We start from the raw sequence: 13,056 nt of genomic DNA on the forward strand, positions 1-13,056 counted from the left end.
CGAAAGAGAATGAGCCGTTCCGCACACCCCGCCGGGCCCCGTCACGCCGACGTGTTCACCGAGGGCCACTACAGTGCCCCGCCCGCCGACCTCAACGCCCTCGACGGCAAGGTCTGGGCTCAGACCGTCACGCGCGACGCCGACGGTGTCGTCACCGTCGGCGGTATCCCCGTGACGCGGCTCGCGGAGGAGTTCGGCACCCCCGCCTACTTCCTCGACGAGACCGACTTCCGGGCCCGCGCCCGCGCCTGGCGCACCGCGTTCGGGCATGACGCCGACGTCTTCTACGCGGGCAAGGCGTTCCTGTCGCGTGCCGTCGTGCGGTGGCTGCACGAGGAGGGGCTGAACCTCGACGTGTGCTCCGGGGGCGAGCTGGCCACCGCGCTCTCCGCCGGGATGCCCGCCGAGCGCATCGCCTTCCACGGCAACAACAAGTCCGGCGACGAGATCCGGCGGGCCGTCGAGGTCGGCGTCGGGCGGATCGTGCTCGACTCCTTCCAGGAGATCGTCCGCGTCGCCCACATCGCCAAGGAACTGGGCCGGCGGCAGCGGGTGCAGATCCGTGTCACCGTCGGCGTCGAGGCCCACACGCACGAGTTCATCGCCACCGCGCACGAGGACCAGAAGTTCGGCGTCCCGCTGGCCGGGGGACAGGCCGCCGAGGCGGTACGCCGGGCCCTGCAGCTCGACGCGCTGGAGGTGATCGGCATCCACAGCCACATCGGGTCGCAGATCTTCGACATGTCCGGGTTCGAGGTCGCCGCGCACCGCGTGGTCGGGCTGCTCAAGGACATCCGGGACGAGCACGGCGTGGAACTGCCCGAGATCGACCTGGGCGGCGGCCTCGGCATCGCGTACACCAGCGACGACGACCCGCGCGAGCCGCACGAGATCGCCAAGGCCCTCACCGAGATCGTGACCCGTGAGTGCGAGTCCGCGAAGCTGCGGACGCCGCGCATCTCCGTCGAGCCGGGGCGTGCCATCGTCGGGCCGACGGCGTTCACCCTCTACGAGGTCGGGACCATCAAGCCCCTCGACGGGCTGCGGACGTATGTCTCGGTCGACGGCGGGATGTCGGACAACATCCGTACCGCGCTCTACGACGCGGAGTACAGCGTGTCGCTGGTCTCCCGTGTCTCCGACGCCGAGCCGATGCTCGCCCGTGTCGTCGGCAAGCACTGCGAGAGCGGGGACATCGTGGTGAAGGACGCCTTCCTGCCGGCCGACCTGGCCCCGGGTGACCTGATCGCCGTCCCGGCAACGGGTGCCTACTGCCGTTCCATGGCCAGCAACTACAACCACGTGACCCGCCCGCCGGTCGTCGCCGTGCGGGACGGCGAGGCGCGCGTCATCGTCCGCCGCGAGACGGAGGAGGACCTCCTGCGCCTCGACGTCGGGTGACTTCGGTGACTTCGGTGACATCGGTGACATCCGTCGACCGGCATCACCTGGGCCGCGACCCCCGGGCGCCGCGAGGCGTCGGACGTCGCCTGATCGGCTCACCCCCACAAGCGGAAGATCTCCTTCTTCCGCCCCTCGAAAAATGAAATAAACGTCTCACGATCCGGACGAGGGGCCAGAAACTCCCGTCCGGTGAGTGAGACTGGTCCCACCGTCGACGGTAAGAGGAAACGAGGTCGGATGATGCGTACGCGTCCGCTGAAGGTGGCGCTGCTGGGCTGTGGAGTGGTCGGCTCAGAGGTGGCGCGCATCATGACGACGCACGCCGACGACCTCGCCGCCCGCATCGGCGCCCCGGTGGAGCTCGCGGGCGTCGCGGTCCGCCGGCCGGACAAGGTGCGCGAGGGCATCGACCCGGCCCTCGTCACCACCGACGCCACCGCCCTCGTCAAACGGGGCGACATCGACGTCGTCGTCGAGGTCATCGGCGGCATCGAGCCCGCCCGTACGCTCATCACCACCGCGTTCGCGCACGGCGCCTCCGTCGTCTCCGCGAACAAGGCCCTCCTCGCCCAGGACGGCGCCGCCCTCCACGCGGTCGCCGAGGAGCACGGCAAGGACCTCTACTACGAGGCCGCCGTCGCCGGTGCCATCCCGCTGATCCGCCCGCTGCGCGAGTCCCTGGCCGGCGACAAGGTCAACCGCGTGCTCGGGATCGTCAACGGCACCACCAACTTCATCCTCGACGCCATGGACTCGACCGGCGCCGGCTACCAGGAGGCCCTCGACGAGGCCACCGCCCTGGGGTACGCCGAGGCCGACCCGACCGCCGACGTCGAGGGCTTCGACGCCGCCGCCAAGGCCGCGATCCTCGCGGGCATCGCCTTCCACACGCGGGTGCGCCTCGACGACGTCTACCGCGAGGGCATGACCGAGGTGACGGCGGCCGACTTCGCCTCCGCCAAGGAGATGGGCTGCACCATCAAGCTGCTCGCCATCTGCGAGCGGGCCGCGGACGGCGGGTCCGTCACCGCGCGCGTGCACCCGGCGATGATCCCGCTGACCCATCCGCTGGCCTCCGTGCGCGGCGCGTACAACGCCGTCTTCGTGGAGTCCGACGCCGCCGGACAGCTGATGTTCTACGGCCCCGGCGCCGGTGGCTCCCCGACCGCCTCCGCCGTCCTCGGCGATCTGGTCGCCGTCTGCCGCAACCGGCTCAGCAACGCGACCGGCCCCGGCGAGTCCGCGTACGCCGCGCTGCCCGTCTCGTCGATGGGCGAGGTCGTCACGCGCTACCACATCAGCCTCGACGTCGCCGACAAACCGGGTGTTCTCGCCCAGGTCGCCACCGTGTTCGCGGAGCACGGGGTGTCCATCGATACGGTTCGGCAGCAGGGGAAGGACGGCGAGGCCTCCCTCGTCGTCGTCACGCACCGCGCTTTCGACGCCGCCCTCACCGGGACGGTCGAGGCGCTGCGCAAGCTCGACACCGTGCGGGGTGTCGCCAGCATCATGCGGGTTGAAGGAGAGTAACGAGCAATGACCCACCAGTGGCGCGGAATCATCGAGGAGTACCGGGAACGGCTGCCCGTCTCCGACACCACTCCGGTCGTGACGCTCCGCGAGGGCGGCACGCCGCTCGTGCCGGCGCAGGTGCTCTCCGAGCGCACGGGCTGCGAGGTCCACCTCAAGGTGGAGGGCGCGAACCCGACCGGTTCCTTCAAGGACCGCGGCATGACCATGGCCATCTCCAAGGCGAAGGAGGAGGGTGCCAAGGCGGTCATCTGCGCCTCCACGGGCAACACGTCCGCCTCCGCCGCCGCGTACGGCGTGCGCGCCGGGATGGTCTCCGCCGTCCTCGTGCCGCAGGGCAAGATCGCGCTCGGCAAGATGGGCCAGGCCCTGGTGCACGGCGCCAAGATCCTCCAGGTCGACGGCAACTTCGACGACTGCCTCACGCTCGCCCGCGCGCTCAGCGACAACTACCCGGTCGCGCTGGTGAATTCGGTCAACCCGGTACGTATCGAGGGCCAGAAGACCGCCGCCTTCGAGATCGTCGACATGCTCGGCGACGCCCCCGACATCCACGTCCTGCCGGTGGGCAACGCGGGCAACATCACCGCGTACTGGAAGGGGTACAAGGAGTACGCCGCCGACGGCGTCGCCGCCAGGACGCCGCGGATGTGGGGTTTCCAGGCCTCCGGCTCCGCGCCCATCGTGCGCGGCGAGGTGGTCAAGGACCCCTCGACGATCGCCACCGCGATCAGGATCGGCAACCCCGCCTCCTGGCAGCACGCGCTCGACGCGCGGGACGCCTCAGGCGGCCTCATCGACGAGGTGACGGACCGTGAAATCCTGCGCGCCTACCGTCTGTTGGCGGCGCAGGAGGGCGTCTTCGTGGAGCCGGCCTCGGCCGCGTCGGTGGCCGGTCTGCTGAAGGCCGCCGAGCTCGGCAAGGTCGACCCGGGCCAGCGCATCGTGTGCACGGTCACGGGCAACGGCCTCAAGGACCCCGACTGGGCCGTCGCGGGCGCACCGCAGCCGGTCACGGTGCCGGTGGACGCGGCGACCGCCGCCGAGCGCCTCGGACTGGTCTGACGCACCGCTTGACCCGGGGCATCCCCTGACAGGGGTGCACAGGGGGCTTACGACACGCATCGTGCGCCTCCTGTGCGCCCTATGTCGCCACAGAACCTTCCTTCGATAGGCTGTACTGAACCCGCCCCCCGCATATGCCTCGCATAGGCAGGGCGCCGCGCCGTCGTCGTGATTCCCGGAGCGACCGGAGGGATCCGGCAACGGCCCGAAGGGTCCGTCGTACGTCTTCGAATGTCTTCGGCAATCACGCATCACCCCACGCAAGACCTCACGTTCCACCTCACGCTCCACCGTCACGCATCACGCAGCTCAAGGAGAGTCATCGAGCGATGGCCGGTCCAGCCTTCCGCGCCGCCGCCGTACGGGTGCGCGTCCCCGCCACCAGCGCCAATCTCGGCCCGGGCTTCGACGCCCTCGGCCTCGCGCTGGGGCTCTACGACGACGTCGTCGTCCGGGTGGCCGACTCCGGGTTGCACATCGACATCGCAGGGGAGGGCAGCGGGACGCTGCCACGTGACGAAAGCCACCTTCTCGTACGCGCTCTCCGCACCGCCTTCGATTCCCTGGGCGGTCAGCCCCGTGGCCTGGAAATCGTCTGCGCGAACCGCATTCCGCACGGCCGTGGCCTGGGTTCCTCCTCGGCCGCCATCTGCGCCGGGATCGTGGCGGCGCGCGCCGTGACCATAGGCGGCGAGGCCAGGCTGGACGACCGGGGCCTGCTGGAGCTGGCCACCGAGATCGAGGGCCACCCGGACAACGTCGCGGCCTGTCTGCTCGGCGGATTCACCCTCTCCTGGATGGAGGCCGGCGCGGCACGGGCGATCAGGATGGACCCCGCCGATTCCATCGTTCCGGTGGTTTTCGTGCCCGGGAAGCCGGTTCTGACGGAGACCGCGCGCGGTCTGCTGCCGCGCACCGTGCCGCATGTCGACGCCGCCACCAACGCGGGCCGTGCCGCGCTGCTCGTCGAGGCCCTGACCCGGCGCCCCGAGCTGCTGCTGCCCGCCACCGAGGACCGGCTGCACCAGGAGTACCGCGCCCCCGCGATGCCGGAGAGCACGGCGCTGGTGGAGCGGCTGCGGGCGGACGGCATCGCCGCGGTGATCTCCGGCGCGGGACCCACCGTGCTGGCGCTCGCCGACGAGGGCACGGCCGACAAGGTGGAACAACTGGCGGGCCCGGGCTGGGCGGCGAACCGGCTGGCCCTGGACGTGCCGGGGGCGAGCGTACTGCCGCTCGCGACCGGCGGCACCGACGTGGCGAGCGTCGATTAAAAGCACGCGATTGCCGGATTTCGAGAGGGGGAATGTTTGTTGGATCCGGTAGTGTTAACCTCAAGTCTGCACCCGACCCCACCATGGCGAGGTGCCTCGTGTCCCAGTTCGGGACAGACATTCTTCCGGGAGCTCCCCAAGCCGCACCGTGTCTCGTACCTCGTACGCGGGCAGTACGTCGTACGTCGACACTGAGCGGTCCGACGGGCACGCTCCGGAACCGGTGCGACCACGCCACGTGACACTGGGTGTCACGGCTCAAGGAAGCGCCGTCACCAGATATTTCCTCCGCCGCTGTGGCGGACCACCGCCCCGGCACGGTTCGGTCAGCAAGAACCGAAGCCGGACAGCACAACCGGTCGCCGAGCCAGACAGGCCGACGTCCGCTCCAGGGAAGGACCCTTCGTGAGCGACACCACCGATCTGATGGGCGCACGTGTCGAGGAGACCGCTGCCGCGCCCGCCACGGACGCCTCCGCGCCTGCCAGCGGTGCCGGCTCCCGGCGGCGCCGCGGTACCGGCCTCGAGGGCATGGTGCTGGCCGAGCTGCAGCAGGTCGCATCCGGCCTCGGCATCAGGGGCACCGCGCGCATGCGCAAGAGCCAGCTGATCGAGGTCATCAAGGAGGCGCAGGCGGGAGGGGGAGCCCCGGCGAAGAACGCCGAGGCCGCCACCGAGACCAAGCCGAAGCGCCGCGCCACGTCCAAGGCGCGCACCGGTGACGAAGCACCTGCCGAGAAGGCCGCCCCGTCGGCCGAGGCGCCCGCCGACAAGGCCGCGGCCCAGCAGCAGATCGAGATTCCCGGCCAGCCCGGTGGCGGCGCGGCCCGCGCGGGCGAGGCCGAGCGCGGCGGGGACGACGCCCCCGAGCGCCGGCGCCGGCGGGCCACCGCCGAGGCGGGCAGCCCCGAGACCGTCGCGGCCGAGGCGAAGAGCGAGTCGAAGGCCGAGTCGCCCGCCCAGCAGGCGCAGGGCGACGGCGACGGCGGCGAGGGCCGGCGTCGCGACCGCCGCGAGCGCGGCCGGGACCGTGAGCGGGGCGACCGGGACAACCGGGACCGCGACCGCCGCGGCAAGGGCGACGACCAGCAGCAGAACCAGGGCCAGGGTCAGCAGCGCCAGCAGCAGGGCGGCGGCGGACAGGGCCAGAACGACGACGACTTCGACGGTGGCCGCCGTGGCCGTCGCGGCCGCTACCGCGACCGCCGGGGCCGCCGGGGCCGTGACGAGATGGGCGGCAGCAGCAGCGAGCCGCAGATCGCCGAGGACGACGTCCTGATCCCGGTCGCGGGCATCCTCGACATCCTCGACAACTACGCGTTCATCCGGACCTCCGGCTACCTGCCCGGCCCGAACGACGTGTACGTCTCCCTCGCCCAGGTCCGCAAGAACGGCCTGCGCAAGGGCGACCACATCACCGGCGCGGTCCGTCAGCCGAAGGAAGGCGAGCGGCGCGAGAAGTTCAACGCGCTCGTGCGCCTCGACTCCGTCAACGGCATGGCGCCCGAACACGGCCGTGGCCGCCCGGAGTTCAACAAGCTCACCCCGCTCTACCCGCAGGACCGCCTCCGTCTGGAGACCGACCCCGGCGTCCTCACCACCCGCATCATCGACCTGGTCTCGCCGATCGGTAAGGGCCAGCGCGGTCTGATCGTGGCCCCGCCGAAGACCGGCAAGACCATGATCATGCAGGCGATCGCCAACGCGATCACGCACAACAACCCCGAGTGCCACCTGATGGTCGTCCTCGTCGACGAGCGTCCGGAAGAGGTCACCGACATGCAGCGGTCGGTCAAGGGCGAGGTCATCTCCTCGACCTTCGACCGCCCGGCCGAGGACCACACCACGGTCGCCGAGCTCGCCATCGAGCGTGCCAAGCGGCTGGTGGAGCTGGGCCACGACGTCGTCGTACTGCTCGACTCGATCACGCGTCTGGGCCGTGCGTACAACCTCGCCGCCCCGGCCTCCGGCCGCATCCTGTCCGGTGGTGTCGACTCGACCGCCCTGTACCCGCCGAAGCGCTTCTTCGGTGCGGCCCGCAACATCGAGGACGGCGGCTCGCTGACCATCCTCGCCACCGCCCTGGTGGACACCGGGTCCCGCATGGACGAGGTGATCTTCGAGGAGTTCAAGGGCACCGGCAACATGGAGCTCAAGCTCGACCGGAAGCTCGCCGACAAGCGCATCTTCCCCGCGGTGGACGTGGACGCGTCCGGTACGCGTAAGGAGGAGATCCTGCTCGGCGCCGAGGAGCTGGGCGTCGTCTGGAAGCTGCGCCGGGTGCTGCACGCGCTCGACCAGCAGCAGGCGATCGAGCTGCTCCTCGACAAGATGAAGCAGACCAAGTCGAACGTCGAGTTCCTGATGCAGATCCAGAAGACGACGCCGACCCCCGGCAACGGCGACTGACGTCGGCACGCCGAGTGGGTCCGCCGAGACGGCCCGCTGAGATCGGCCTGTGAAGGGCCGCATCCGTCACATCGACGGATGCGGCCCTTCACAGTTTTCTGTGCAACCCTGCGCCGAGTTTCCCCGTCTGACCGGACAGGGCGACGATGGACTGGTTGATGCCCGTTCCTGATCGCATTCCTGACCGCAGGGGGTACCCGACATCCGACGAGAGCTGAGGAGCACATGCCTGCCGACAGCACGCCGGAGCCCGGTATACCGGGTGAGTCCGGCACACACGGTCCGCGCCGACGGGCCGAGGGAAGCCGCCGCAAGCCACGGGCCAAGGGCCGAAGAGGGCTGCTGATCGCCGCCTGGACCGCAGCGGGCATCGTCGTCCTCGGCGGCACCGGCGTCGGCTACGTGTACTTCAAGCTCAACGGCAATCTCCGCAGCGTCGACATCGACCAGGCCCTGGGCACCGACCGGCCCGGCAAGGTCGGCGACGGCTCCGAGAACATCCTGGTCCTCGGCTCGGACACCCGCGCGGGCGGCAACGAGAAGCTGGGCGGCGGCACCGACGACGGCAGCGCCCGCTCGGACACGGCGATGATCGTGCACGTCCACGAGGGCCGGAAGAAGGCCAGCGTCGTCTCCGTCCCCCGCGACACCCTGATCGACCGTCCCGCGTGCACCGACGCCCACGGCGGCCGGCACGACGCCGCCTCCGGCGTGATGTTCAACTCGGCCTACAGCACCGGCGGCGCCGCCTGCGCCGTCAAGACCGTCGAGTCCCTCACCGGCATCCGCATGGACCACTACCTGGAGGTCGACTTCGCCGGCTTCCAGAAACTCGTCGACGAGCTGGGCGGCGTCGAGGTGACCACGACGAAGGACATCGCGGACCCGGAGAGCCACCTCGACCTCGCGGCGGGCACCCACCGGCTCACCGGTGAGCAGGCCCTCGGCCTCGTGCGCACCCGGCACGGCGTGGGCGACGGCTCGGACCTCGGGCGTATCCAGCTCCAGCAGGCCTTCGTGAAGGCGCTGGTCGAGCAGGTCAAGGAGATCGGCCTGTTCACCAGCCCGAAGAAGCTGTACGACCTCGCCGACACCGCCACCGACACGGTCACGACCGACTCCTCGCTCGGCTCGGTCGACGCCCTGACGTCCTTCGCGAGCGGCCTCAAGGGCATCAGCGCCTCGAAGATGAACATGGTGACGATGCCGGTGCGCTACGACCCCGCCGACCCCAACCGCGTGCTCCTGGACGAGGCGAAGGCGCAGCGGGTGTGGGACGCCCTGAAGAACGACCGGCCCATCCCGAGATCGGCCACCGAGGGCTCCGCGACGGGCGAGGCCAAGGGCGTGGTCACGTCGTAAGGGGCACGGCACCGCCCGTACGGAATAGATCGGAGCGGCCCCCGGTTTTGGGGGATGGCGCCAGTCCTGGCAGACTGGTACGTCGGTCCCGGTTCACGCTCCCGCACCCCGCGGCGGCGACCCGGCGCCCTCCCGAACCATAGGAGACACCTTGAAGCGCGAGATCCACCCCGAGTACGTCGAGACGCAGGTCAGCTGCACCTGTGGCGCCTCGTTCACCACCCGTAGCACCATTCAGTCCGGCACCGTCCGGGCCGAGGTCTGCTCCGAGTGCCACCCGTTCTACACGGGCAAGCAGAAGATCCTCGACACCGGTGGCCGTGTGGCCCGCTTCGAGGCCCGCTTCGGCAAGGCCGCCGGCTCCAAGAAGTAGCGAGCCCCATTTCGCCGGTCCACGGCCGCGCCCCTTGCGGGCGCGCCGGGACCGGCGTTTTTGGTCGCCCGCCCACTTCACCCCGTACCCTTCCCCACGCTCTCACCCACGTACGAGCAGGGGATGCCCCCATCAGGAGCCAGAGATGTTCGAGGCCGTCGAGGAGCTTGTCGCCGAGCACGCCGACCTGGAGAAGCAGCTCGCCGATCCGTCGGTCCACGCCGATCAGGCCAACGCGCGCAAGCTGAACAAGCGCTACGCCGAACTCACCCCGATCGTCGCCACGTACCGCTCCTGGAAGCAGTCGGGGGACGACATCGAGACGGCCCGTGAACTGGGCGCCGACGACCCCGAGTTCGCCGCCGAGGTCAAGGAGCTGGAGCGGGGGCGCGAGGAGCTCACCGAGAAGCTGCGCCTGCTGCTGGTCCCGCGCGACCCCAGCGACGACAAGGACGTCATCCTGGAGATCAAGGCGGGCGCCGGCGGTGACGAGTCCGCGCTGTTCGCCGGCGACCTGCTGCGCATGTATCTGCGCTACGCCGAGCGCGTCGGCTGGAAGACCGAGATCATCGACGCCACCGAGTCCGAGCTGGGCGGCTACAAGGACGTCCAGGTCGCCGTGAAGACCAAGGGCGGCCAGGGCGCCACCGAACCCGGGCAGGGCGTGTGGGCGCGGCTGAAGTACGAGGGCGGTGTGCACCGCGTGCAGCGCGTGCCCGCCACGGAGTCCCAGGGGCGTATCCACACCTCCGCCGCCGGCGTGCTCGTCACCCCGGAGGCCGAGGAGATCGACGTCGAGATCAACCCCAACGACCTGCGCATCGACGTCTACCGGTCCTCCGGTCCGGGTGGCCAGTCCGTCAACACCACCGACTCCGCCGTGCGCATCACGCACATCCCGACCGGGGTCGTCGCCTCCTGCCAGAACGAGAAGAGCCAGCTGCAGAACAAGGAGCAGGCACTGCGTATCCTGCGCTCCAGGCTGCTCGCAGCGGCGCAGGAGGAGGCGGAGAAGGAGGCCGCCGACGCCCGCCGCAGCCAGGTCCGCACCGTCGACCGCTCCGAGAAGATCCGCACGTACAACTTCCCGGAGAACCGCATCTCGGACCACCGCGTCGGCTTCAAGGCCTACAACCTGGACCAGGTTCTTGACGGCGAGCTCGACGCGGTGATCCAGGCCTGCGTCGACGCGGACTCGGCCGCCAAGCTCGCAGCCGCGTAAGGCACTTACGAGTACGACGGAGGACGAGCGTGCAGCCATCTTTTGGGGGGCGACCCCCAGGCCCCCGCAGTCTGCTGCTCGCGGAGGTGGCCCAGGCCACCCAGCGGCTGGCCGACGCCGGCGTGCCCTCGCCGCGCACCGACGCGGAGGAACTCGCCGCGTTCGTGCACGGCGTGAAGCGGGGCGAGTTGCACTCCGTGAAGGACTCCGACTTCGACGCCCGCTACTGGGAGGTCATCGCCCGCCGTGAGCAGCGCGAGCCGCTCCAGCACATCACCGGGCGCGCCTTCTTCCGGTACCTGGAACTCCAGGTCGGGCCGGGCGTGTTCGTGCCGCGCCCGGAGACGGAGTCCGTGGTCGGCTGGGCCATAGACGCGGTGCGCGCCATGGACGTGGTCGAGCCGCTGATCGTCGACCTGTGCACCGGCTCCGGCGCCATCGCGCTGGCGCTCGCCCAGGAGGTGCCGCGCTCCCGGGTGCACGCCGTGGAGCTGTCCGAGGACGCGCTGCGCTGGACCCGCAAGAACGTCGAGGGGTCGCGGGTGGACCTGCGGCAGGGCAACGCCCTGACCGCCTTCCCCGACCTCGACGGCCAGGTCGACCTGGTCATCTCGAACCCGCCGTACATCCCGCTCACCGAATGGGAGTACGTCGCTCCCGAGGCGCGGGACTACGACCCCGAGCTGGCGCTGTTCTCCGGCGAGGACGGCCTCGACCTGATCCGCGGCATCGAACGCACCGCGCACCGGCTGCTGCGCCCCGGCGGCGTCGTCGTCATCGAGCACGCCGACACCCAGGGCGGCCAGGTGCCGTGGATCTTCACCGAGGAGCGGGGCTGGGCCGACGCGGCCGACCACCCCGACCTCAACAACCGCCCACGCTTCGCCACCGCCCGCAAGGCGCTGCCGTGAGCACCCACCAGACTTCACCCCGGCAGTACGGGTACGAGGAGGACCGCTGAAATGGCACGGCGATACGACACCAATGACGCCACCGACCGCGTGACCGGTCTGCGTGAGGCCGCGTCCGCCGTCCGCCGTGGCGAGCTGGTGGTCCTCCCGACCGACACCGTGTACGGCATCGGCGCCGACGCGTTCTCCTCCGAGGCGGTCGCCGACCTGCTGGAGGCCAAGGGCCGCGGCCGCAACATGCCCACGCCCGTCCTCATCGGCTCCCCGAACACCCTGCACGGCCTGGTCACGGACTTCTCCGAGCTGGCCTGGGAGCTGGTGGACGCCTTCTGGCCGGGCGCGCTAACGCTGGTCGCCCGGCACCAGCCGTCGCTCCAGTGGGACCTGGGCGACACCCGGGGCACGGTCGCCGTGCGCATGCCCCTGCACCCGGTCGCGATCGAGCTGCTCACCGAGGTCGGCCCGATGGCCGTGTCGTCGGCGAACCTGACCGGGCACCCGGCGCCGGAGGACTGCGACGCCGCCCAGCAGATGCTCGGCGACTCCGTCTCCGTCTACCTCGACGGCGGCCCGACCCCCGGCAACGTGCCGTCCTCCATCGTCGACGTCACCGGCCCGGTGCCCGTCCTGCTGCGCGAGGGCGCCCTCTCGCCGGACGAGCTGCGCAAGGTCGTACCCGACCTTGAGGTGGCCAATTGACAGCCCCCTACTCGCCCGAGCTCCCGGCTCCGCTCGCGCAGGGGGCACCCCCATGCGTGGCATAGGCAACCGGGAAAGCGCGGCGGAGATCACGACGACGTTCGTGGGGCTTCCGCGTGACAGCTTCCGCATCCTCCACGTCAGCACCGGAAACGTGTGCCGCTCACCCATCACCGAGCGGCTGACCCGGCATTTCGTGTCGGAGCGGCTCGGTGTCCTCGGCGGCGGGCTGATCGTGGAGAGCGCCGGCACCTGGGGCCACGAGGGTGCTCCCATGGAGGCCAACGCCGAGACGGTGCTGGCCGACTTCGGCGCGGACGCGTCCGGCTTCGTGGGCCGGGAGCTGCTGGACGAGCACGTGATCCGTGCCGACCTGGTGCTCACCGCCACCCGTGACCACCGTGCCCAGGTGATCTCGATGGGGCACTCGGCGGGCTTGCGCACCTTCACGCTGAAGGAGTTCACCCGGCTGGTGAAGGCGATCGACCCGGCGACCCTGCCGCCGCTGGAGGACGGGGTGGTGGCCCGGGCCCGCGCGCTGGTGCGGGCCGGTGCCGCGCTGCGCGGCTGGCTGCTGGCGCCCACCGCCGAGGCGGACGAGGTCTACGACCCGTACGGGGCGCCGCTGACGTTCTTCCGGTCGGTCGGCGACGAGATACACCAGGCACTGGACCCCGTGGTGACGGCGCTGACGGGAGTGGCGGCCCGGACCTGAGTCCCGGCCGCCCCGGGGCCGTGCGACAGCGGGCGCCCCCGACCGCCCCGGCCTACATTGGACCTACGTCATCGTCGACGGCCGGAGTCCAC

The 13,056-nt window shown here is 70.9% G+C and carries 11 protein-coding genes; all 11 read left to right on the forward strand.

All coding sequences use genetic code 11. The features are described 5' to 3' along the window. Nucleotides 1–9 precede the first annotated feature (9 nt). Nucleotides 10–1,401 carry a diaminopimelate decarboxylase gene (lysA, locus tag ACIP2X_RS17105; RefSeq protein WP_401673350.1) on the forward strand — a complete coding sequence of 464 codons (1,392 nt, stop codon included), beginning with the start codon at nucleotides 10–12 and terminating at the stop codon, nucleotides 1,399–1,401. Between the two features lie 240 nt (nucleotides 1,402–1,641). After that, nucleotides 1,642–2,934, forward strand: coding sequence for a homoserine dehydrogenase (locus ACIP2X_RS17110; protein ID WP_401673352.1), 1,293 nt, complete (start codon nucleotides 1,642–1,644; stop codon nucleotides 2,932–2,934). A 6-nt stretch (nucleotides 2,935–2,940) separates the two neighbouring features. Continuing rightward, nucleotides 2,941–3,999, forward strand: coding sequence for a threonine synthase (gene thrC / locus ACIP2X_RS17115; protein ID WP_401673355.1), 1,059 nt, complete (start codon nucleotides 2,941–2,943; stop codon nucleotides 3,997–3,999). A gap of 329 nt (nucleotides 4,000–4,328) precedes the next feature. Further along, complete coding sequence (gene thrB, locus ACIP2X_RS17120) at nucleotides 4,329–5,273, forward strand: homoserine kinase (protein WP_401673357.1); 945 nt, start codon at nucleotides 4,329–4,331, stop codon at nucleotides 5,271–5,273. Between the two features lie 405 nt (nucleotides 5,274–5,678). After that, nucleotides 5,679–7,682 (forward strand): transcription termination factor Rho, encoded by a 2,004-nt coding sequence (gene rho / locus ACIP2X_RS17125; RefSeq protein ID WP_401673360.1) that lies wholly within the window; start codon nucleotides 5,679–5,681, stop codon nucleotides 7,680–7,682. 225 nt (nucleotides 7,683–7,907) lie between these two features. Continuing rightward, complete coding sequence (locus tag ACIP2X_RS17130; protein ID WP_401673363.1) at nucleotides 7,908–9,044, forward strand: LCP family protein; 1,137 nt, start codon at nucleotides 7,908–7,910, stop codon at nucleotides 9,042–9,044. Nucleotides 9,045–9,195: 151 nt separating this feature from the next. Beyond that, on the forward strand, nucleotides 9,196–9,417 hold the full coding sequence (gene rpmE, locus ACIP2X_RS17135) for a 50S ribosomal protein L31 (RefSeq protein WP_401673365.1): 222 nt from the start codon (nucleotides 9,196–9,198) through the stop codon (nucleotides 9,415–9,417). Nucleotides 9,418–9,562: 145 nt separating this feature from the next. Next, entirely contained in the window at nucleotides 9,563–10,639 is a 1,077-nt protein-coding gene (gene prfA / locus ACIP2X_RS17140) for a peptide chain release factor 1 (protein WP_401673366.1), read from the forward strand. Nucleotides 10,640–10,710: 71 nt separating this feature from the next. Continuing rightward, nucleotides 10,711–11,550 carry a peptide chain release factor N(5)-glutamine methyltransferase gene (prmC, locus tag ACIP2X_RS17145; RefSeq protein WP_401674481.1) on the forward strand — a complete coding sequence of 280 codons (840 nt, stop codon included), beginning with the start codon at nucleotides 10,711–10,713 and terminating at the stop codon, nucleotides 11,548–11,550. 51 nt (nucleotides 11,551–11,601) lie between these two features. Then, entirely contained in the window at nucleotides 11,602–12,249 is a 648-nt protein-coding gene (locus ACIP2X_RS17150; RefSeq protein ID WP_401673368.1) for an L-threonylcarbamoyladenylate synthase, read from the forward strand. A 52-nt stretch (nucleotides 12,250–12,301) separates the two neighbouring features. Further along, nucleotides 12,302–12,964 carry a protein-tyrosine-phosphatase gene (locus ACIP2X_RS17155; protein ID WP_365456787.1) on the forward strand — a complete coding sequence of 221 codons (663 nt, stop codon included), beginning with the start codon at nucleotides 12,302–12,304 and terminating at the stop codon, nucleotides 12,962–12,964. The last annotated feature ends 92 nt before the right edge of the window (nucleotides 12,965–13,056 follow it).

The sequence above is a fragment of the Streptomyces sp. NPDC089424 genome (genome assembly GCF_044749345.1).
GTDB lineage: Bacteria > Actinomycetota > Actinomycetes > Streptomycetales > Streptomycetaceae > Streptomyces.